17 protein-coding genes are annotated in these 21,404 nt (G+C 65.5%); 5 read left to right on the top strand and 12 right to left on the bottom strand.

The window, feature by feature from the left end; all coding sequences use genetic code 11:
• Window positions 1-53: 53 nt before the first annotated feature.
• The 5 genes from IWX78_RS04380 to IWX78_RS04360 form a co-directional block, all read right to left on the bottom strand.
• Complete coding sequence (locus IWX78_RS04380) at window positions 54-1,838, bottom strand: peptidoglycan D,D-transpeptidase FtsI family protein (RefSeq protein ID WP_196832245.1); 1,785 nt, start codon at window positions 1,836-1,838, stop codon at window positions 54-56.
• Between the two features lie 42 nt (window positions 1,839-1,880).
• On the bottom strand, window positions 1,881-2,474 hold the full coding sequence (locus IWX78_RS04375; RefSeq protein ID WP_196832244.1) for a hypothetical protein: 594 nt from the start codon (window positions 2,472-2,474) through the stop codon (window positions 1,881-1,883).
• Entirely contained in the window at window positions 2,471-3,427 is a 957-nt protein-coding gene (rsmH, locus tag IWX78_RS04370; protein ID WP_196832243.1) for a 16S rRNA (cytosine(1402)-N(4))-methyltransferase RsmH, read from the bottom strand. The genes IWX78_RS04375 and rsmH overlap by 4 nt, the downstream gene beginning before the upstream one ends.
• Before the next feature lie 102 nt (window positions 3,428-3,529).
• The gene (gene mraZ, locus IWX78_RS04365) at window positions 3,530-3,961 is read right to left on the bottom strand and encodes a division/cell wall cluster transcriptional repressor MraZ (RefSeq protein ID WP_196832242.1); all 432 of its coding nucleotides are present in this window, start codon (window positions 3,959-3,961) and stop codon (window positions 3,530-3,532) included.
• A 323-nt stretch (window positions 3,962-4,284) separates the two neighbouring features.
• On the bottom strand, window positions 4,285-4,671 hold the full coding sequence (locus tag IWX78_RS04360) for a DUF3040 domain-containing protein (protein WP_196832241.1): 387 nt from the start codon (window positions 4,669-4,671) through the stop codon (window positions 4,285-4,287).
• A 79-nt stretch (window positions 4,672-4,750) separates the two neighbouring features.
• On the opposite strand from IWX78_RS04360, the gene IWX78_RS04355 reads away from it, so the two are divergent.
• On the top strand, window positions 4,751-5,845 hold the full coding sequence (locus tag IWX78_RS04355) for a polyprenyl synthetase family protein (protein WP_196832240.1): 1,095 nt from the start codon (window positions 4,751-4,753) through the stop codon (window positions 5,843-5,845).
• 13 nt (window positions 5,846-5,858) lie between these two features.
• On the opposite strand, the gene IWX78_RS04350 is transcribed toward IWX78_RS04355, so the two are convergent.
• Window positions 5,859-6,194, bottom strand: a complete 336-nt coding sequence (locus IWX78_RS04350) for an Rv2175c family DNA-binding protein (protein WP_442929205.1) — start codon at window positions 6,192-6,194, stop codon at window positions 5,859-5,861.
• 159 nt (window positions 6,195-6,353) lie between these two features.
• Here IWX78_RS04350 and IWX78_RS04345 point away from each other — a divergent pair, with 159 nt between their 5' ends.
• Together IWX78_RS04345 and pknB are read left to right on the top strand one after the other, a co-directional pair.
• The gene (locus IWX78_RS04345; protein WP_196832238.1) at window positions 6,354-7,415 is read left to right on the top strand and encodes a LysM peptidoglycan-binding domain-containing protein; all 1,062 of its coding nucleotides are present in this window, start codon (window positions 6,354-6,356) and stop codon (window positions 7,413-7,415) included.
• A 129-nt stretch (window positions 7,416-7,544) separates the two neighbouring features.
• Window positions 7,545-9,485 (top strand): Stk1 family PASTA domain-containing Ser/Thr kinase, encoded by a 1,941-nt coding sequence (gene pknB, locus IWX78_RS04340; protein ID WP_334684559.1) that lies wholly within the window; start codon window positions 7,545-7,547, stop codon window positions 9,483-9,485.
• 258 nt (window positions 9,486-9,743) lie between these two features.
• On the opposite strand, the gene IWX78_RS04335 is transcribed toward pknB, so the two are convergent.
• The 3 genes from IWX78_RS04335 to IWX78_RS04325 all read right to left on the bottom strand — a co-directional run bounded on the left by IWX78_RS04335 (window position 9,744) and on the right by IWX78_RS04325 (window position 12,849).
• Window positions 9,744-11,069, bottom strand: a complete 1,326-nt coding sequence (locus IWX78_RS04335; RefSeq protein ID WP_196832716.1) for a class II 3-deoxy-7-phosphoheptulonate synthase — start codon at window positions 11,067-11,069, stop codon at window positions 9,744-9,746.
• Window positions 11,070-11,176: 107 nt separating this feature from the next.
• A complete protein-coding gene (locus IWX78_RS04330; protein ID WP_196832237.1) occupies window positions 11,177-11,866 on the bottom strand; it encodes a lysophospholipid acyltransferase family protein in 690 nt (229 codons plus the stop codon).
• A 17-nt stretch (window positions 11,867-11,883) separates the two neighbouring features.
• The gene (locus tag IWX78_RS04325) at window positions 11,884-12,849 is read right to left on the bottom strand and encodes an ROK family glucokinase (protein WP_196832236.1); all 966 of its coding nucleotides are present in this window, start codon (window positions 12,847-12,849) and stop codon (window positions 11,884-11,886) included.
• A 170-nt stretch (window positions 12,850-13,019) separates the two neighbouring features.
• On the opposite strand from IWX78_RS04325, the gene IWX78_RS04320 reads away from it, so the two are divergent.
• The gene (locus tag IWX78_RS04320) at window positions 13,020-14,849 is read left to right on the top strand and encodes an AMP-dependent synthetase/ligase (protein WP_196832235.1); all 1,830 of its coding nucleotides are present in this window, start codon (window positions 13,020-13,022) and stop codon (window positions 14,847-14,849) included.
• A gap of 274 nt (window positions 14,850-15,123) precedes the next feature.
• Here the strand turns inward: IWX78_RS04320 and def are convergent, their stop codons facing one another.
• The 3 genes from def to IWX78_RS04305 form a co-directional block, all read right to left on the bottom strand.
• Entirely contained in the window at window positions 15,124-15,615 is a 492-nt protein-coding gene (gene def, locus IWX78_RS04315) for a peptide deformylase (RefSeq protein WP_196832234.1), read from the bottom strand.
• Between the two features lie 68 nt (window positions 15,616-15,683).
• Window positions 15,684-16,937 carry a MinD/ParA family ATP-binding protein gene (locus tag IWX78_RS04310; RefSeq protein ID WP_196832233.1) on the bottom strand — a complete coding sequence of 418 codons (1,254 nt, stop codon included), beginning with the start codon at window positions 16,935-16,937 and terminating at the stop codon, window positions 15,684-15,686.
• 69 nt (window positions 16,938-17,006) lie between these two features.
• Entirely contained in the window at window positions 17,007-20,414 is a 3,408-nt protein-coding gene (locus IWX78_RS04305; protein ID WP_196832232.1) for a pyruvate carboxylase, read from the bottom strand.
• A gap of 75 nt (window positions 20,415-20,489) precedes the next feature.
• Here IWX78_RS04305 and IWX78_RS04300 point away from each other — a divergent pair, with 75 nt between their 5' ends.
• The gene (locus tag IWX78_RS04300; protein ID WP_196832715.1) at window positions 20,490-21,308 is read left to right on the top strand and encodes a ParA family protein; all 819 of its coding nucleotides are present in this window, start codon (window positions 20,490-20,492) and stop codon (window positions 21,306-21,308) included.
• Window positions 21,309-21,404: the final 96 nt, after the last annotated feature.

Below are 21,404 nucleotides of genomic sequence, written 5' to 3'. Positions count from 1 at the left end.
CACGACAGGATCGGTGCGGCCTGCGCGAGCGTATCTGTTCCCGCGCGCATGGGTTAGTAGGTGCCCGGGTATTCCGCGCCTGGGGTGGACGACGGCGGGATGCCGTACTTCTTGATCACCTGGAGGACGGCCTCTTTGAAGACGGGTGCCGCCGCGGCGCTCGAACGCTTGTACAGCGGATCTTTGAGGGTCACGGTCACCACGTACTCGGGGTCGTCTGCCGGAAAAGCTCCGGCCATCGATGAGAAGAACGTGTCTTGAAGTATACCGTCGATGATCTGTTCACCCGTTCCGGACTTCGCGGCGACGCGGTACCCGGGGATCTCGAGATCGTCGGCGAGGAAGCCGTTCGTGACGACCGTCTCCATCATGCCGAGGGTCTGGCGGGCGGCATCCTCGGAGACGATCCGCGTGCCGTCCGGTGTCTCGGGAACGTCGGTGATGGTGCCGTCCGGGTACTCGCATCCCTCGATCAGTTGGAGCGGAAGCTTCTCTCCCATGTTTGCCAGTGCCTGATATGCGCCGGCAAGTTCGATTCCGGTGACGTCGACACCCTGCCCGAACATCGTCGTGTAGTAGGTCTGGTTGTCCCATTCCTGCCAGGGGTGCAGTACGCCCTGCTGCTCACCGGGGAAGCCGATGGTGCTCTTGTGGCCGATCCCGAAGGCGTCGAGGTAGTTGTAGCGTTTCTCGGCGCTCAGCTTCTCGCCGAGCTGACTGGTCCCCGTGTTCGACGACGTCTGGAGAACACCGGCGAGGGTCAGCTGCTGCCGCTCGTGGGGCAGGGCATCCTTGATGCTTGCGCCGTTCTCGGGCTTGTACCTGTATTCGGCGACGACCTGCGATGCCGGCGTCGCGAGTCCCGAGTCGATGAGGGATGCCGCTGTGAGCGGTTTGAACACGGAACCGGGTTCGAACCGGTCCTGGAACACGTAGGAGCGCCGGTCTTCGGCCGCTGTCGCGGAGATGTTGTTGGGATCGAGTGACGGGGCCTCAGCGATCGCCCGGACCTTCCCGGTTTTGGCCTCGGTGACGGTCACGGTACCCCACGCCGCTCCCTGTGCCTGAACCTGCGACGCGACGAGCTGCTGGAGGTACCAGTTCAGGTCGCTGTCGATGGTGAGCTTGAGCTCGCCGCCCGGCTGCGCCTCTTTCGTCACGACGGTCGTACCGGGGAGGGCGACGTTGTCTTTGCTCCGCTGGAAGGCCTGCTGGCCGTTCACACCGGTGAGGCAGTCGTTCTGCGCGATCTCAAGACCACCCAGCCCCTCGTTGTCGCTGCCGACGTAGCCGAGCACTCCACCGGCAACTGCACCGTTGGGGTAGGTGCGACCGGAGGTCTGTTGGGTGTAAATCCACCAGGTGCCCTGCTTCTTCAGGTCGGTGAGCGCCTGATACGTGTCGTAGTCGACGCCGCGCGCCAAATAGGCGAAGTTCGCTGCGGCATCCGCTTCGAGGGCGTCGTCGACGACTTTCTGCAGGTCTTCCGGTTTCTGTCCGGTGATCGCGGCGACTTCGGCGAGAGCCTCCTCGGCCGGGACGGTGACCGTGTTGCCGTCGTCGTCCTTCCGGCTGATCTCGTCGACGTCCTTCGGTGAGATGGTGACGTCGAACAGGGTGACGCTGCCAGCGAGGAGCACGCCGTTGGTGTCGACGATGTTGCCACGTGGGGCGTAGATCGTTCCGGCACCCGAGGTCTTCGACAGGGAGGCCGTGACCAGCTGGTTCGCCCGGACGACCTGGATGTCGACCAGCCGCACGACGAATGCACCGACGATGACGACAACACAGAGAACGGCGAGTGTCACCCGCCGTCGCGTCGATAGTGAGTGTTTCACCGCACGTCGTCCTTTGAACCGAGGCATCCGAGGATCAGGCGCCTAGCGGGTCTGGGGCGCGGGAATGCCATCATCCAACGATAAAGGCGCGACCGGCTCCTCCGGGGTAGCCACGCCCGTGCCTGAGGCATCCGCGTCGACGCTCGCACCGGGAACGGTGACGAGAGGAACGCCGTCGATCCGCGAGTTCGCGACGAGGTTCGCCGCCCCGACAGGGATGTCCGTTTCGGTGGTCGCGGCTGCCGGGACACCGATGACGGCGCCGTCCGAGAGACGGAGGTACGCCGGGGTCCCGTTGATGATCATGCCGAGCGCCTGGGCGTTGGCCGCGATGAACTGCGGCGACGAGACCTCGAGGAGTTCGCCGGCAACCGCCTGCTTCTGCCAGCCGAGCGTCGTCTCCTGACGCTGCAGTGACGAGATCTCATATGCGCCGTGGCTGAGGCCGACGCTGAGGAGGAGTTGCACGACGACCATGGTGAGCACGCCGGCGACGGCAACGACGGCGTATGCGAGCTTCGGGCGTGCACGTCGAGCGGCAGCAGCCGGGACAGCGCGGACCGGGCGAGGCGCGCTCTCGTGTGGCGCGGGCGCGAATGCGCGGCGGGGATGACTGGCTGCGGCTGTCGCACTCATGGGTTCCTCAACTTCAGTCGTTCTGCTGCGCGCAGGCGAACGGGTGTCGCGCGCGGGTTCACTGCTTTTTCTTCGTCTGATGCCAGCTCTGCTCCACGGACGAGAAGTCGGAAGCGGGCGGAGTGTTCTGGCAGCTCGACCGGGAGCCCGGGAGGCGATGTTGATGCGGCTGCGGCCTGGAGATCGCGTTTTACGATGCGGTCCTCGAGCGACTGGTACGAAAGCACGACGATCCGTCCGCCGACCTCGAGCGTGTCGAGCGCTGCAGGGATCGCGGCGCGGAGAACGCTGAGCTCGGTGTTGACCTCGATGCGGAGAGCCTGGAACACCCGCTTCGCCGGGTGACCGGCCCGAGACACCGCGGCAGGAGTGGCCTCCTGCAGCAGCTGTACGAGTTGACCTGAGCGGGTGATCGGAGTCTCTGAACGCGCTTCGACGATCTTGCGTGCATAACGCCCGGCCAGCTTCTCCTCGCCGTAGTCCTCGAAGATCCGTCGGAGGTCGCCCTCCCGGTAGGTGGCGACGATGTGGGCGGCCGTGAGTTCGCTCGTGGCGTCCATCCGCATGTCGAGCGGTGCGTCCTGAGAGTAGGAGAAGCCTCGATCGACCCGGTCGAGCTGCAGCGAGGAGACGCCGAGGTCGAAGAGGATGCCACTGGTCGCGGCGATGTCCAGTCCGTCGAGTGCGTCCCGGATGCCGTCGTAGACCGTGTGGACCGGGTGGAACCGGGAGCCGAAGCGTTTGAGTCGTTCCTCGGCGATCGCGAGTGCATCGAGGTCGCGGTCGAGGCCGACGAGCACGAGGTCGGGGAACCGGTCGAGGAACGCCTCGGTGTGGCCGCCCATTCCGAGGGTTGCATCGACAAGGACGGCGCCAGGATGGCTGATCGCGGGGGCGAGCAGCTCGATGCAGCGTTCGAGCAGGACGGGGGTGTGGATGTTGTCGAGTTCCATGAGATGTCCGGTGGCCCCTGGGGCCTGATCCCCATCCATTCCGACCTGGCACCGGGGAAGTGTGTCAGGGCGCGTGAACGGCTGGGAGTCAGGCTCAAGGGACTAGAAGAGCCCGGGAATCACCTCCTCGGCGGTGTCGGAGAATGCGGCTTCCTGTTCGGCCAGGTAGGCCTCCCAGGCTTCGGTGTCCCAGATTTCGGCGCGTGAACCGGCGCCGATGACGGTGAGGTCGCGGCTGAGCCCGGCGTAGTTGCGGAGGGTGGAAGGGACGGTGACCCTGTGCTGCTTGTCCGGCGTCTCAGCGCTGGCACCCGAGAGGAAGACGCGGAGATAATCGCGCGCCTGCTTGCTCGTCACCGGGGCCTGACGGATCTTCTCGTGGAGCGACTCGAACTCACGGTTGCTGAACACGTAGACGCAGTGCTCCTGGCCGCGGGTCATGACCACTCCCCCGGCGAGTTCGTCGCGAAACTTCGCCGGCAGGATGATGCGGCCCTTCTCGTCGAGCTTGGGGGCGTAGGTGCCAAGAAACATCGCGTCGCCCCCCTCTCGTTCCGGCCAACCTTCAGGTGTTCTCCACTTTACTCCACTTCACACCACAAATCTACGAAATCGGCAGTTTTGCGCGTAAACCCGATCGCGAACCCCAGTATTCACAGGGATCTCGCTGGTGGAGGGAAATGGAGCAATGAGGGGCTCCGAGGAGCGCTTCGACCGACGGATGTCATCGTGCGGACACGGTGATTCCGGCGACCGGACGCGACGGCCGGCTTTCGGGCACAAAAAAGGCCGACCCGAGGGTCGGCCTGATCGAACTCAGATTCCGGGATTCAGAACCGTGGAGTGGAGTGGAGTGGTTAGCGGTCGTCCTGGCGCTTGTCCCACCGGTCGTTCATGCGATCCATGAACGTGGTGGAGGTCTTGGCGGATCCGCCGGTCGACGCGGAGGCGAAGCTCTCACTGTCGCGGGCGGATTCAGCGGTTGCTTTGCCTGGGGTGATGGCGACCATCACACCCGCCAGCATGACGCCGAACCCGAGGATGCCGACGATCGGCTGCTGCAGGACGACTCCGAGCACGAGCGCGACAGCACCGACGATGGTGATGACGCTTCCGAGCGCGATGCTGCGATAGGTGGGGCGGCCCCGCCGGTCTCCGACAGTCGACACGAAGTCGGCGTCGTTCCGGTAGAGGTTGCGCTCCATCTCATCGAGAAGCCGTTGCTCCTGTTCAGACAGTGGCATGATGTTCCCCTCCAACTCGGGTGCGACGCAGGTCCATCACTCGCAATTCTAGCCATGCGCAGATGGCTAGGCTAGCGCTGTGAGTGAAACCGCTAACCTGAACGACCTGGTCCAGTCGCGGATCGACATTTTCCTGGCCTCGCAGGAGTCCATTCTCGCGCAGGTTGGCCGGGACCTCGCCTCGTTCTCCCTGTTCTCTCGGGAGTTTCTCAGCGGTGGCAAGAGGTTCAGGGCGAGCTTCTGCTACTGGGGCTGGCACAGTGTCTCCGGAGCGTCGATCACGACCGCAGACGCACTGGCATCCGTCGTCTCCGTCGCCGGCGCACTCGAGATCTTCCACGCTGCCGCCCTGGTCCACGACGACATCATCGACAACTCGGACACCCGCCGCGGGTCGCCTGCAGCGCACAAGCGTTTCGAAGCCCTGCACGCGGCCGAGGGGTGGTCAGGAGACGGGGACGCATACGGTCGCGCAGCCGCCGTTCTGTTCGGGGACCTCCTCCTCGGCTGGAGCGATGAGCTTCTCGATGAGGCTCTATCGGAGTGTGTCCCGCCGATCGCCCGCGCCACGCGCGCCGAGTTCGTCCGGATGCGCACGGAGGTCACTGCCGGGCAGTATCTCGACATCCTCGAAGAGAGGGCGTGGAACACCCGCTCAGAGGACGATCAGCTTGCCAGGGCCCGTCAGGTGCTCATCTACAAGTCGGCGAAGTACTCCGTCGAGAGCCCGCTCGCCATCGGTGCCTTCCTGGCCGGTGCCACGACGGAACAGGTGTCGGCGCTCCGGGCATTCGGCTTGCCCCTCGGCGTCGCGTTCCAGCTGCGTGACGACCTGCTCGGGGTCTTCGGCGACGCATCCGTCACCGGCAAACCGAGTGGAGACGACCTGCTCGAAGGAAAGCGCACCGTCCTCGTCGCTCTCACCCGGGCAGCGCTCCCGCCGACAGCACGGCGGATCTTCGACGAGTTGCTCGGCGATCCGGACCTCACGCCAGAACAGATCGCGTCACTCCAGGCCACGATCAGCCAGTCAGGGGCCGTCGAACAGGTCGAGGCCAGAATAGACGCCGAGGTGGCCACCGCCATCGCTGCGCTCGAGGCGGCACCACTCGCGCCTGAGGCCGTCGCGAACCTGCGCGAACTCGCGGATGCCGTCACGCGGCGGACGTTCTAACCGGGCGCTGAGGTCAGGCGAGTGCCTGCGCGACACGACGGACTTCGGCTTTCCGACCGGCACGCAGCGCGTCGATCGGTGCCGTTCCGAGGCTTTCCTCGACGCTGAGCATCCACTCCATGGCCTCATCATCACTGAACCGCGCGTCAGCGAGCACGAAGAACGTGCCGCGGAGTTCGCTGAGTGGCACGTCCTCGTCGTCGAGGAAAACCGCTGGCACGCTGAGCACGCCGTCGATCTTCACCGCGAGGAGCTGGCGCTCTTCGATCAGGCGCCGGATCCGGCTGGGCGTCAGGCCGAGCTTCTCGACCAGGTCGGGAATGGTCAGCCACTGTCGTTCTGAATACACATCTGTCACCGTACGAGTGTGACACGTCGACCAGCGCCCACGGACCTGCTGTTCTGTTTCCGACGTGTTACGCCAAACCTCATCTGTCACAGTGATTGACTCCCGACGCGCCGGTATGTCACTCTGAGGGGCTGATGACACACGAATGGGGGCCATGGAATGGCAACACGAACGTCAACTTCCCGACCCGCGGTCGCGGCGCGGCAGCGCGCGCGAAACCTCACTCTTCCTCTTCTTCTGAGCGGGTCGCTCGCCGCGAGCATGCAGGTGGCCATGCCGACGGAGGCATCCGCCTCGACATCCTCCCCGAAACCCCGCTCGAGTTCACCCAGTTCGGCGCCGGCCCCCCTGGCGGTTGCGCCGGTCGCCGTGCAGGCGGCCCCCGCGCAGTACACCGTCGCATCCGGAGACACGATTTCGGGGATCGCCTCGCGATTCGGGCTCGCAACGGCATCGATCCTCGCCCTCAACGGACTCGGCTGGTCGAGCCTCATCTTCCCTGGACAGACACTCACACTCACCGGCGCGACTGCGACACCTGCCCCGCCCGCTGACGCGCCGGCGCCGGCTCCCGCCACCAGCTACACGGTTGTCTCCGGTGACACGGTGAGCGGAATCGCCGGAGCTCACAGCGTCACCGTCGCCGCCGTCTTCGCCGCCAACGGACTCGGTGCAGACAGCATCATCTACCCCGGCCAGTCCCTGGCGATCCCCGGGGCAGGAACAGCGGTCGCTCCCCCGGCAGCGACGCCGGTGTCTCCGCCTGCGCCCGCACCCGTTCCGACCCCGAAGGCCGTTGCGGGTGCCGTCACCCCTCTCAGTTCGGAGATGGCGGCGAACGCACTGATCATCGTCCAGACGGGGCGCGCGATCGGCGTCAGCGACGAAGCGCTCGTCATCGCCCTCGCCGCGGCAGCCCAGGAATCGAGCCTCCGAAATGTGCAGTTCGGCGACCGCGACTCGCTCGGTCTCTTCCAGCAGCGGCCGAGCCAGGGCTGGGGAACCGAAGCGCAGGTTCTCGATCCTGTGCGGGCAACGAAGGCGTTCTTCGGCGGATCCAGCAATCCGAACCAGGGCCTCACCATCGGTCTTCTCGATATCCCGGGCTGGACATCGATGTCTGTGACCGCCGCGGCTCAGGCCGTGCAGAAGTCGGGCCACCCCGATGCGTACGCCAAGTGGGAGTCGTCCGCGAGGGCCTGGCTCGCACAACTCGGCTGATCGCCGTCGCCACCCGTTCGGGGCTCATCGAGCCGTTTGCTCACGATCCGGTCACGAATATCGCGCCATTGCGGGCGACGCCGGTGTTTTGCCAGCGTTGAGCGCACCGCGCTCCCTACAATTCAAAGCGTGACAACCAGCCAGCAGACCGACCCCATGATCGGTCGTCTCATCGACGACCGGTATGAGGTGCGTTCGCGGATCGCTCGCGGCGGCATGGCGACTGTCTACCTTGCCACTGACCGTCGTCTGGAACGCCGTGTCGCGATCAAGGTCATGCATGGCCACCTGGCCGACGACAGCAACTTCCGCAACCGTTTCGTGCAGGAAGCACGCAGCGCTGCGCGGCTCGCCGACCCGCACGTCGTCAGTGTCTTCGACCAGGGGCAGGACTCCGATCTGGCCTACCTTGTCATGGAGTACCTGCCGGGGATCACCCTCCGCGACCTCCTGCGCGACCACGGCAAGCTGACCCCACGGCAGGTGGTCGACATCATGGATGCCGTGACGAGCGGCCTCGCCGCCGCACACCGGGCCGGCATCATCCACCGTGATCTCAAACCCGAGAACGTGCTCCTCGCCGACGACGGCCGGATCAAGATCAGTGACTTCGGGCTCGCCCGCGCCGCCAGTGCAAACACGGCAACCGGGCAGTCCCTCCTCGGAACGATCGCGTACCTCTCCCCCGAACTCGTCACCCGCGGGGTGGCTGACGCGAGGAGCGACATCTACGCCCTCGGCATCATGATGTACGAGATGCTCACCGGCGAGCAGCCGTACAAGGGCGAGCAGCCGATGCAGATCGCCTACCAGCATGCCAACGAATCGGTGCCGCGCCCGAGCGTGGTGACCCCATCCGTCCCCGACCCCCTCGACGATCTCGTGCTCTGGGCGACCGAGCGGACACCAGACGAGCGACCGAGCGACGCTCGCGAACTTCTCGAACGCCTCCGTGAGGTGGAGAAGCAACTCGGCTTCGGTCCGTCGACGACGTCGCACCAGCCGACGATGCTGATGCCGGCGGCTCAGCCGATCAGTGACACCGCCGAGTTCACCCAGGCACTCACATCCGCCAACATGTCGACCGATCCGGTCGCTCCGCTCGACGCGGTGTCGACGCTGAGGGCGAAGACCGCACAGCGCCGGGCAAAGGGCTGGTGGATCCTCGCGCTCGTCGTGCTCCTCGCCGCAGTGTCAGGAGGCACGGGCTGGTACTTCGGTGCCGGCCCCGGGTCTCAGGTCCTCATCCCTGACCTCGTCAATGCGACCCCTGAGGAGGCGACGGAGACCCTCACGGGTCTCGGTCTCATCGTGGTCGAGGGCGAAGAGAACAGCTTCGACGTCGCCGCAGGACTGGTGTCGAGTACCGATCCCGCTTCCGGAACCCAGGTCGGCAAAGACTCGACCGTGACCATCAACATCTCGCTCGGCCGACAGGAGGTCGAGGTTCCAGCGCTCGCGGGGATGTCCAGGGCGGATGCCGAGACCTTCCTCGCCGACAACCGTCTGACCCTGGGCGCCGTGGATGAGCAATACAACGAGGACGTCGCATCCGGTGCCGTCATCTCCGCCCAGAACCCCGCGACGGAGGCCGACTATTCGGCCGGGGGTGTGATCCTCCAGGGCGAGACCGTCGACCTCGTCGTGTCTGCTGGAGCGATCCCCAACGTCGTCGGACTGACACCGGATGCCGCACGGACTGCGCTCACTGAGAGCGGTCTCGTTGTGGCCGAGGAGGTCGCGGAGTCATTCAGTGACACCATCGACAAGGGTCTGGTTCTCTCGGCGAAGCTCCCTGACGGCACCATCCGGCCAACGGATACCGTCAGCCTCGTGGTCTCGAAGGGCGTCGACCTCGTCGAGGTCCCCGACGTGTTGAACGACAATGTCGCCGCGGCGAAGAAGACCCTCGAGGACGCTGGTTTCGTGGTCGAGGTGGTCAGTGACATCGCCGAGCCGAACTGGGGCAGTCCGCTGCTCACCGTCGACTCAACCGACCCGGCAGCTGGTGAGAGCATCAAGCGCGGGTCGACGGTGACCATCACCGCCTACCTCTTCGAAGCCCCGTAGCGCCGGGGTCCGGTCACGCTGCGCCCGGCCCTGTCGCTGCATCCGTGCGTCCCGGCATCCGTGCGTCCCGGCATCCGCACACAACCCCTCCGAATTCAGGAGAAGCTGGACGACACGCCGTATGGTCGCGCTCTCAGCGCGGCGTGTCGGCAGAATCTCCTGAATTTGGAGTCATGGGTTCTGCGCCACGGGTTCTGCGGAGGAGTCGCGAACGACGAACGGCGCCCGGACAGTTGCCGGGCGCCGTCTCGTGTGTGTCTACTTGCCGAGCTCCTCAGCGACGAGGAACGCCAACTCCAGCGACTGCATGTGATTCAGGCGCGGGTCGCAGAGCGACTCGTATCGCGTGGCCAGCGAAGCTTCATCGAGGTGCTCCGACCCGCCCAGGCATTCGGTCACGTCGTCGCCCGTCAGCTCGACATGGATGCCTCCGGGGTGCGTTCCCGCCGCCCTGTGCGACTCGAAGAAGCCTTTGACCTCGTCGACGACATCATCGAACCGGCGGGTCTTGTACCCGTTCGGTGTGGTGATGCCGTTGCCGTGCATCGGATCGGTGACCCACAGCGGGTTCGCATCGGCCGCCTTGATGGCCTCGAGAAGCGGAGGAAGCGCATCGCGGATCTTGCCTGCGCCCATTCGTGTGATGAACGTGAGACGACCGGGCTCGCGGTTCGGGTCGAGCTTGTCGATGAGCTCCTGCATCGCCTGCGGTGTCGTCGACGGGCCGAGCTTCACACCGATCGGGTTGCGCACCCGGGAGAGGAAGTCGACGTGTGCGCCGTCGAGGTCGCGGGTACGCTCCCCGATCCAGACGAAGTGGGACGACGTGTTGTACGGAGTGCCTGTGCGTGAGTCGATCCGCGTCATCGGCCGCTCGTAGTCCATGAGCAGCGCTTCGTGTGCCGTGTAGAACTCGACCCGCTTGAGCTCGTCGAAATCCGCACCGGCTGCCTCCATGAACCGGATCGCCTTGTCGATCTCACGGGCCAGCTGCTCGTAACGGTGGTTGGCCGGGTTCGAGGCGAAGCCCTTGTTCCAGCTGTGCACCTGACGCAGGTCGGCGAACCCGCCCTGCGTGAACGCACGGATGAGATTGAGGGTCGACGCAGCCGTGTGGTACCCCTGCACGAGGCGGTTGGGGTCCGCGCGGCGGGACTCCGGCGTGAAGTCGTAACCGTTGACGATGTCACCACGGTAAGCGGGCAGCGTCACGTCGCCACGGGTCTCGGTGTCACTCGACCGCGGCTTCGCGAACTGACCGGCCATCCGACCCATCTTGATGACGGGCATCGAGGCGCCGTAGGTGAGAACGACGGCCATCTGCAGGAGCGTCTTCACCCGATTCCGGATCTGGTCGGCGGTGGCACCGGCAAACGTCTCAGCGCAGTCGCCACCCTGGAGAAGGAAGGCATCGCCGCTGGCAGCCCGGGCGAGACGCTCACGGAGGATATCGACCTCACCGGCAAAGACGAGCGGGGGGAAGGAGGCGATCTGTGCGCTTGCGCGGCCGACGGCATCCGAATCGGGCCAGTCAGGCTGCTGCTTGATCGGCAGTTCACGCCAATAGTCCAGACCGGCAATCACAGACTCATCTGCCAATACCACCGGATCAGTTGGATCTACCACGGAACGCTTCCTGCTTCTCTTCGAAAGGGACGACGGGCGGCCGAAAGCAGCCCGGAATTTCAACCCTACCGCGAAAGAGTTGGCGCCTTTCCCTTCACGCTGGTGGCGTAGACATCGACGTATTCCTGCTTGCTGAGGCGCTGCATCTCGTACATCAGCTCGTCGGTGATCGAGCGGAGGATGAAGCGGTCGCCTTCCATCCCTTCGAAACGGCTGAAGTCCAGAGGTTCGCCGATGATGATCCCGATCCGCCTGATCCGGGGAAGCCGGGTGCCGATGGGCATCATCTTCTCGGTGTCGATCATGGCGATCGGAACAATCGGCACGCCGGCCTCGAGCACCATGCGCGCGACGCCCGTGCGCCCGCGGTACATCTTGCCGTCGGGGCTCCTCGTCCCTTCGGGGTAGATCCCGAGAAGGTCTCCCCCACCGAGTACCCGGAGGCCGGTGTTCAGCGACGCCTCAGAAGCCTTTCCGCCAGACCTGTCGATCGGCAGCTGCCCCGTCGCCTTCATGAAGACGCGGGTCACCCAGCCTGCGATGCCCTTACCGGTGAAGTATTCGCTCTTTGCCAGGAAGGAGATTCTGCGGTCGAGGTAGAGCGGCAGGAAGACCGAGTCGATCACGGAGAGGTGGTTGGAGGCGATGATCGCCCCGCCCGTTTTCGGGATGTTCTCCTGGCCGATCACCCACGGCCGGAACACGGACTTCAACAGGGGCCCGGCAACCAGGTACTTCATGAACCAATAGAACATCGTCGTCCCAGTATCTCTTAGAAGTGGTTCGCGGGCGCAGCACGACGGGCTGACACCCGAGCGAGGTCTGCGGCGCCAACGACTCCGGCATCGTTGACGAGTTCAGCGATCACGAACTCCGGTTCCGGGTGGTAGCCGCGCGCGGGCAGGTACTCGAGGTACGAGTGACGGATCGGTTCGAGAATCAGCTCGCCCACCTGGGCGACTCCGCCGCCGAAGACGAAGAGTTGCGGGTCGAGGACGGCCCCGAGCGAGGCGCAGCCCTGTCCGAGCCAGTTGCCCAGCTGACGGACGGCGGCCAGCGCTCCCCCGTCGCCTGCACCGATCAGGTCAGACACGTCGTGCCCGGTGAGAGTGCCGTTGGCCACACGCCGTTCGGCGAGGGCCTGCCCGATTCCGCCGGCGTCGGCGAACTCGTTCGCCATCCGCAGGAGCGCCCGGCCGGATCCGTACTGCTCGAGGCAACCGTGCTGGCCGCAGCCACACGGGAGCCCGTCGGGGACTAGCCTCAGGTGGCCGAGTTCCGCTCCGGCGCCGAAGCCGCCACGGAACAGTCGGTCTTCGGTGACGATGGCTCCCCCGACCCCTGTGCCGAGCGTGAGCATGACCATGTCGCTGACCAGTCGCCCTGCGCCGAAGCGGAACTCCGCCCAGCCGGCCGCGTTCGCATCGTTCTCGATCACGATCGGCAGGTCGATCCGTGCAGACAACCGTGCCTGGAACGGCTCGTTGCGCCAGTTGATGTTGGGGGCGTAGTACACGGTGGACTGGGCTGCATCGATAAACCCGGCCGCGGCAACGCCGACGCCCTCGACGGCACGTCCGGATGCCAGCCTGGTCACCATCTCGACGACGGCATCCTCGATCAGCTGGGTCGAACCGGTGGGTGTCGGAACCCGTGCCTCGTCGACGATGACGCCGTCGTCGTCGACCAGGGCTCCGGCGATCTTGGTCCCGCCGATGTCGATGCCAATGGCGTGCACGCGAAAAACCTCCAGGGCCGGGTGGGAACTGCCGAAAGCCACAACGCTGATCCTCGCGGCCCCCGCCAGTTTAGTGATCGCGTCCAACTGACGCCATCCGATCGGTGAGCGGCGCAAACCGCCCCCTAGAGTAGAGGTACCTTGCCCCTACAGGTACCAAAGGAGTTACCTTGGAACAGTTCGAAGTCCACGCCGTCGTCGCTGCCGATCCGAACGCCAATGCGACCGACCTGCTCGTCGAGCGGGTCAAGCTCACCCCGAACTCCCCCCTCTTCGCCCTGCCACACAACGGCGGATGGACCGACGTCAGCGCCGGCGAATTTCACCGCCAGGTCGTCGCTCTCGCCAAGGGACTCGTCGCCGCAGGCATCCAGCCGGGCGACAAGATCGGTCTGATGTCGAAGACCAGCTACGAGTGGACCCTCATCGACTTCGCGACCTGGTTCGCCGGAGCAATCCTCGTTCCGGTCTACGAGACCAGCTCCCCCACCCAGGTGCAGTGGAACCTCAGCGACTCCGGCGCGATCGCCATGATCGTGGAGACTGCAGACCACTTCGCCCGCTTCGATGAGGTCCACCCCGATCTTCCTCTCGTTGCGGATGTCTGGCAGATCGCCCTCGGCGACCTCGACAAGCTGGCCGCATCAGGAGTCGGGATCTCCGACGAGGAGATTGAGCGCAGGCGCAACCTCGCCATCGGATCGGACATCGCCACACTGATCTACACGTCCGGATCGACTGGCAAGCCCAAGGGCTGCGTGATCACCCACTCGAACTTCGTCGAGCTGTCACGCAACTCAGCCGTAGCGCTCCGTGAGGTCGTCGACGGCCCCAACGGGGCATCCACCCTGCTGTTCATCACGCTCGCTCACATCTTCGCCCGCTTCATCTCGGTGCTCAACGTGCACGCCGGTGTGAAGACCGGTCACCAGCCGGACACCAAACAGTTGCTGCCATCGCTCGGCTCATTCAAACCGAGTTACCTGCTCGCCGTTCCGCGGGTGTTCGAGAAGGTCTACAACTCAGCCGAGCAGAAGGCCGAAGCCGGCGGCAAGGGCAAGATCTTCCGGAAGGCGGCCGACGTGGCCGTCGCGCACTCGATCGCCAAGCAGAAGGGCGGATCGATCCCGATCGGCCTCAAGCTGCAGTTCGCCTTGTTCGATCGACTCGTCTATGGCAAGCTCCGCACGGCGATGGGCGGCAACGTCGAATATGCCGTCTCGGGTTCTGCGCCGCTCGGCCAGCGACTCGGGCACTTCTTCCACAGCCTCGGAATCGAGATCCTCGAGGGCTACGGCCTCACCGAGACCACCGCACCTGCATCGGTCGGCCGCCCGGGCAAGACCCCGATCGGAACCGTCGGACCGGCGATGCCCGGTGTCGCCATCCGCACCCTCGACGACGGTGAGATCGAGGTGAAGGGCATCAACGTCTTCAAGGAGTACTGGAAGAACCCCGAGGCTACGGCCGAGTCGTTCAACGACGGCTGGTTCCGTACCGGTGACCTCGGTTCGTTCGACAAGGACGGCAATCTCACGATCACCGGTCGCAAGAAGGAGATCATCGTCACAGCGGCTGGTAAGAACGTCGCACCGGCCGCGCTCGAAGACCCGATCCGCTCGAACCCTGTTGTCGGTCAGGTCGTCGTCGTCGGCGACCAGCGCCCGTTCATCTCGGCGCTCATCACCCTCGACTCCGAGATGATCGGCACCTGGCTCGGCAACAACGGAGAGGATGCCGGGCTCAGCCTCGATCAGGCCGCAACGAACCCGGCCGTGCTCGCCGAGATCCAGCGGGCGATCGACGCGGCGAACACCCGCGTCTCCCGCGCCGAGTCGATCCGTAAGTTCGTCGTGCTTCCGACCGAGTTCACCGAGGCGAGCGGGCACCTGACCCCGAAGATGAGCATCAAGCGCCACGTGATCCTGAAGGACTTCGCTGTGAACATCGACACGCTCTATGCAGACGCGCCGACCCAGGGCATCCCGCTCGGAGGCTGATCGCCACCGATAGCAACGACGACGTCCGGTTCGGTTCCCCTCGGAGTACCGGCCGGCCGTTCTCGTCGCGCCAGGTGGTCACAGGACGGCATCGCGTTCGGGAACATCGCCAAATTCAGGAGATTCTGACGACACGCCGACGTGAGAGCGCGACCACACGGCGTGTCGCGTTCTTTCTCCTGAATTTGGAGGACCCTCCTGAATTTGGAAGACACTCCTGAATTTGGAAGACCCTCCTGAATTTGGAGGACTTCCCTGAATGTAGGGTGGCGCGCTAGAACCAGTCGCTCTCGCGGATTTCCTTCATCGCCGCTCGACGATCCGCTTTCTCGAGGCGGTCGAGATAGAGCAAGCCGTCGAGGTGATCCACCTCGTGCTGCAAAGCCTGGGCCAGAAGCCCCGTACCGCTGAGCTCGATCGTGTTGCCGTCGACATCCGTGCCGGTGACCCGCACGAACGGGTAACGCGGTGTCGGGTACCACAGCCCTGGCACCGAGAGGCATCCCTCCTCGACAGGCTCCTTGTCCCCCCGGGTCTCAACGATGACCGGATTGAGGATGTAGCCGATGTCTCCGTCGATGTTGTAGCTGAATGCGCGCAGGTTCACGCCGATCTGGCTGGCAGCCACCCCCGCTCGCCCGGGCGGGCGCACACTGTCGACGAGGTCGTCGACAAGGCCGCGGACGCGGTCGTCGATGCTGCCGATGGGGTCGGACACGGTTTTGAGCACCGGGTCACCGAAAATACGGATCTGTCGTTCTGTCACTGGGGTCTTTCGGTCTGGGCCGGCCGGAGGGGCCGGCATCGCGGATGCGGGTCAGCTGGGTGGGCGGGTCAGGCGCGGCGAGACGGCAGGCCTTCGACGACGAGCGCGGCCAGGGTCCTGGCAGCATGTCTCGTCACCGGTTTCAGGTTGCGGAAACTGATCGCGGCGCCTGCAGCGAGTTGTGGGTCATACGGGATGCGCACGATCTCACGCACCCGGGACTTGAAGTGGGCCTCGATCTCGTCGAGACGCACCATGTGGGATCCCTGGGTCGCCGTGTTCAGGGCAACGATGGCATTGGTCACGAGGTGCTCGTAGCCGTTCTGCTCCAGCCAGGTCAGGGTTTCGGATGCCAGCCGTGCCTCATCGACGCTCGACCCGGACACGATGACGACGGCGTCCGCGCGTTCGAGAGTGGCCCGCATGATGGAGTGCACGATCCCTGTTCCACAGTCCGTCAGCACCAGTGAGTAGTACCGGGCGGCAAGATCGGCGACGACGGTGTAGTCGTCTTCGTTGAACGCCTCCGCCAGGTGAGGGTCCGTATCTGAGGCGAGGACATCCAGCCGGGTCTCGTCGCGAGCGACGTGGGACGAGAACTCGTTGTAGCCGGTGATGCTGTCGACGTTCCGGATGACGTCACGAACGGTGACATCGGTGTGCTGGGCGATCCGTTCGGAGAGCGTTCCCCGATCGGGGTTGGCGTCGATCGCGATCGTCCGGTCGTCGCGGGCGTCGGCGAGGGCCATCCCGAGCAGCGCGGTGACCGTGGTTTTTCCCACTCCGCCCTTACGAGTCAGAACGGGAACGAAGCGCGCACCGCCATCGAAAGAACGGCGGATGCGACGGTCCAGGTCCTTGCGAGCGGTCGCTGCAGCAGAATCGCCGAGGTTCACCCGCTGCCTGGTCGCGTCGTAGACGAGCCGCTGCCAGAATCCTTCCGGCGCCACCCGGGTCGCGCTCGTGCCATCGAGGAGCCGTTCGCTGGTGAGCAGTGCCGACGACTCCGGGGCACCGGTCTGGTACCGCGTCGCGCTGACGCCCGCCGGCTCCGGCACTGTCGCCGGCACGGTGGCCACGACCTCCACCGACCGTGTCGGCGGTTGCTCGGTGTCGGGGTTCACAGCGATATCGTCGATCGCGACGGCGAGCTCGTCCTCGGGGATGTCATGGAGAGGCGCTGCGGGGAGCTGGACGCTCACGGTTGCGGCCGAGCCGACGACGTCCACTCCTGCGGTGTCCACCGTCGCGTCATCGAGACGCGGCACGACGGCATCGCCGCTGTGCCGCGGAGAGCTGCCTTCTGGTGTGGTGGAAGCCATGAGAGCTACCCCCTTCGTTCGGGTTCGACCTCAAGTTTAGGCGGGAGAGGCCGAACCCGGCACGACGGGCTACTCGCCTGGCTGCACCACGACGATCAGGTCGCCTGCCTCGACCTGCTGTGTGCCCGGGATGGCGAGGCGCTGGACTCGCCCTCCGACGGCTGCAGTGATTGCCGCTTCCATCTTCATCGCCTCGATCGAGGCCACGGCCTGACCGGGCTCGACGACGTCGCCTTCCTGCACCTTGAGCGTCACCACGCCCGAGAACGGCGCGGCGATCTGACCGGGCTTCGACGTGTCCGCCTTCTCGACCACCTTCGTTTCGACCGTGATGCTGCGATCCCGAACGAACACCGGCCGCAACTGACCGTTGAGAGTGGTCATGACGGTGCGCATGCCCTTGTCGTCTGGCTCGCCGATCGCTTCGAGGCCGGCGTACAGCCTGACGCCCTTGTCGATCTCGATCACGTGTTCAGCGCCGGGTTCCAGACCGTACAGGTAGTCGATGGTGTCGACGACCGACAGGTCGCCGAACATCTCGCGCACCGAGTCGAACTGCTTCGTCGGCGCGGGGAACAGCAGGCGGTTGAGGGTCGCGCGTCGCTCGAGTGAGGTTCCGTCGAGAAGCTTCTGGTCAGCATCCGACAGCGGAGCCACCTCGATGTCGATGTGGCGTCCGGCGAGGACCTTGCTGCGGAACGGCTCGGGCCAGCCGCCGGGGAGTTCGCCGAGTTCACCGGCCATGAAGCCGATCACCGAGTCGGGGATGTCATAGTTCTGCGGGTTCTCGGCGAAGTCCGCCGGGTCGGCCTTGACGGCGGCGAGGTGCAGGGCGAGGTCGCCGACCACCTTCGACGACGGCGTCACCTTCGGCACCCGGCCGAGGATCGTGTTGGCGGCCGCGTACATGTCTTCGATCAGTTCGAAATGGTCGGCGAGCCCGAGCGCGATGGCCTGCTGGCGCAGGTTCGAGAGCTGACCGCCGGGGATCTCGTGGCGGTACACCCGACCGGTGGGGCCGGGCAGACCCGACTCGAACGGCTTGTAGATGTGCCGGACGGCCTCCCAGTACGGTTCGAGGTCGGTGACGGCTTCGAGCGAAAGACCGGTGTCGCGTTCGGTGTGGGCGAGAGCAGCGACGAGGGCGGATGCCGACGGCTGGCTGGTGGTGCCTGCCATCGGCGCACTCGCGACGTCGACCGCGTCAGCGCCGGCCTGGCTCGCGGCCAGCAGTGTGGCGAGCTGGCCACCGGGGGTGTCGTGCGTGTGCACATGGACGGGCACATCGAACCGGTCGCGGAATGCCGACACGAGTCGCGCGGCTGCCGCCGGGCGAAGGAGTCCTGCCATGTCCTTGATCGCGAGGATGTGCGCCCCGGCCGAGACGATCTCGTCGGCGAGCTTCAAGTAATAATCGAGGGTATAGAGATCCTCGGACGGGTCGAGAAGGTCTCCGGTGTAGCAGACGGCGACCTCGGCGATGGTGGTCCCCGTCGCGAGCACCGACTCGATGGCCGGGCGCATCTGGTTCACGTCGTTGAGAGCGTCGAAGATCCGGAAGATGTCGACGCCGCTGTCCGCTGCTTCGCGCACGAAGGCATCCGTCACCGCTGTCGGGTACGGGGTGTAGCCGACAGTGTTTCGGCCGCGGAGCAGCATCTGGATGTTGATGTTCGGCAGCGCTTCACGCAGGCTCGACAGGCGCTCCCACGGGTCTTCACCGAGGAACCGAAGGGCAACATCGTATGTCGCACCGCCCCAGGCCTCGACCGAGAGCAGCTCGGGAGTGAGGCGGGCGACGTATGGAGCGACGGCCAGAAGATCCCTGGTTCGCACGCGCGTGGCGAGGAGCGACTGGTGCGCGTCACGGAACGTCGTTTCGGTGACGGCGAGGGGCGTCTGCTCGCGCAGGGCCTTCGCGAACCCGGCAGGACCGAGCTCGAGCAGGCGCTGCCGCGACCCGGCGGGTGCCGGCAGGCTGAGGTCGATCTCCGGAAGCTTCTCGGCCGGGTGGAAGTTGGTCGGCCGAGGACCGTTCGGATGGTTCACCGTTGTGTCGGCGAGCCAGTTCATGATCTTCGTTCCGCGGTCCTTCGACACCCGGCCGCGGACAAGTTCCGGCCGCTCGTCGATGAATGAGGTGCTGAGGTCACCGGCGACGAAGGACGGATCCTCGAGGACGGCCTGCAGGAAAGAGATGTTGGTCGACACCCCGCGGATGCGGAACTCGGCCAGTCCGCGCTTGGCGCGGGCGACGGCAGCCGGGAAGTCGCGGCCGCGGCAGGTCATCTTGGCGAGCATCGAGTCGAAGTGCGGGCTGATCTGCGCACCGGGGTTGATCGTTCCGCCGTCGAGACGGATGCCGCCACCACCCGGTGACCGGTAGGTCGTGATCTTGCCGGTGTCAGGGCGGAAACCCTGCGACGGGTCCTCGGTCGTGATGCGGCACTGCAGTGCAGCACCGTGCAGCTGGATCTTGTCCTGGGTGAGACCGAGATCGGCGAGGCTCTCCCCCGCTGCGATCCGGATCTGCGCCTGCACGAGGTCGACATCGGTGACCTCTTCGGTCACCGTGTGCTCGACCTGGATCCGCGGGTTCATCTCGATGAAGACGTGCCTGCCTGCACGCTCCCCCGCCGTGTCGAGGAGGAACTCGACGGTTCCGGCGTTGACATACCCGATCGAACGGGCGAAGGCGATGGCATCCCGATAGAGCTCGGCTCGCAACTCGTCGCTGATGTTCGGTGCGGGAGCGATCTCCACGACCTTCTGGTTGCGCCGCTGAACGGAGCAGTCACGCTCGAACAGGTGAACCGTCTCGCCACCGGCATCCGCAAGGATCTGCACTTCGATGTGACGAGGCCGCAGAACCGCCTGCTCGAGGAACATGGTGGGGTCGCCGAAGGCGCTGTCGGCCTCTCTCATCGCCTCGGCCAGGGCGGGAGCGAGCTCCTCCCTGGTTGCAACACGGCGCATGCCGCGGCCGCCGCCACCGGCGACGGCCTTGGCGAAGAGTGGGAATCCGACCTCGTCCGCCCCGGCGAGGAGTTCGTCGATGTCGCGGGATGCCGGAGTCGAAGCGAGCACGGGAACGCCGGCCTCGATCGCGTGGGTCTTCGCGGTGACCTTGTTTCCGGCCATCTCGAGAACATCAGACGTCGGGCCGATGAAGGTGATGCCGTTCTGGGCGGCCTTTTCGGCGAGTTCAGGGTTCTCGGAAAGGAACCCGTAGCCGGGGTAGATGGCGTCTGCGCCGGACTCGACGGCGACGCGGATGATCTCGGCGACGTCCAGGTATGCACGAACCGGGTGTCCCGGCTCGCCGATCTGGTATGCCTCATCGGCTTTCAGCCTGTGCATCGAATTGCGGTCCTCGTAAGGGAAGACCGCAACGGTTTTTGCCCCGAGTTCGTATGCGGCGCGGAACGCGCGAATCGCGATTTCGCCTCGGTTGGCAACAAGAATCTTCGTGAACATGCAGACCTCTCTGGCAACACAGCGCACAGGGAACGGTTAGGTTCTCCCAGCTTAGTGAAGGTAACGTTGCTTCTTGTGCACGTACTCAGCGTCTCGAGCCTCAAGGGAGGCGTCGGGAAAACCACCGTCAGCCTCGGCCTGGCCTCCGCCGCGTTCGCCAAAGGCATCCGTACCCTCGTGGTCGATCTCGACCCGCAGTCGGATGTCTCAACTGGCATGGACATCGCGCTTGCCGGTCGATTGAACGTCGCGGACGTCCTCGCGTCCCCCAAAGAAAAGACCGTCCGCCAGGCCATCGCGCCGAGCGGCTGGACGAAGACCCACCCGGGCACGATCGATGTGCTCATCGGCAGTCCGTCCGCCATCAACTTCGACGGTCCACACCCGTCGATCCGCGACATCTGGAAGCTCGAGGAAGCGCTCGCGCACGTCGAGGACGACTACGACCTCGTTCTCATCGACTGTGCCCCGTCGCTCAACGCGCTCACCAGGACGGCGTGGGCAGCAAGCGACCGTGTCGTCGTCGTGACCGAACCCGGCCTCTTCTCGGTCGCAGCAGCCGACCGCGCACTCCGAGCCATCGAAGAGATCCGCCGGGGCCTCAGCCCCCGGCTCCAGCCGCTCGGAATCGTCGTCAACCGCGTGCGTTCGCAGTCGATGGAGCACCAGTTCCGCATCAAGGAACTGCGCGACATGTTCGGCCCGCTCGTCCTCAGCCCGCAACTGCCCGAGCGTACGTCGCTCCAGCAGGCACAGGGTGCCGCGAAACCCCTCCACATCTGGCCGGGCGACAGCGCACAGGAGATGGCGTCGAATTTCGACCAGCTCCTCGACCGTGTTCTCCGTACGGGCCGCGTCGGCGAATACGCCGACGCAGCGAAAGCCGCTCGGTAACCTCACAGTCCGCTGAGGTCCCGACCGGGCGGCGCGCATCGATCAGGATCGAACGGTCGTTCGCGGTCACCAGGACCGGCCGGTGAGGACCGATCG

The organism is Mycetocola sp. CAN_C7, assembly GCF_015752285.1.
In the GTDB taxonomy this organism is placed as follows: Bacteria; Actinomycetota; Actinomycetes; order Actinomycetales; family Microbacteriaceae; genus Mycetocola_A.
This window is presented reverse-complemented; position numbering and strand designations above follow the sequence as displayed.

Coding starts and splice junctions, on each gene's coding strand:
- IWX78_RS04375 (WP_196832244.1), bottom strand. CDS start 2,474: ATGAGTGCGACAGCCGCAGCCAGTCATCCCCGCCGCGCATTCGCGCCC.
- rsmH (WP_196832243.1), bottom strand. CDS start 3,427: ATGGAACTCGACAACATCCACACCCCCGTCCTGCTCGAACGCTGCATC.
- mraZ (WP_196832242.1), bottom strand. CDS start 3,961: ATGTTTCTTGGCACCTACGCCCCCAAGCTCGACGAGAAGGGCCGCATC.
- IWX78_RS04360 (WP_196832241.1), bottom strand. CDS start 4,671: ATGCCACTGTCTGAACAGGAGCAACGGCTTCTCGATGAGATGGAGCGC.
- IWX78_RS04345 (WP_196832238.1), top strand. CDS start 6,354: ATGGCAACACGAACGTCAACTTCCCGACCCGCGGTCGCGGCGCGGCAG.
- IWX78_RS04330 (WP_196832237.1), bottom strand. CDS start 11,866: ATGTTCTATTGGTTCATGAAGTACCTGGTTGCCGGGCCCCTGTTGAAG.
- IWX78_RS04310 (WP_196832233.1), bottom strand. CDS start 16,937: ATGGCTTCCACCACACCAGAAGGCAGCTCTCCGCGGCACAGCGGCGAT.
- IWX78_RS04305 (WP_196832232.1), bottom strand. CDS start 20,414: ATGTTCACGAAGATTCTTGTTGCCAACCGAGGCGAAATCGCGATTCGC.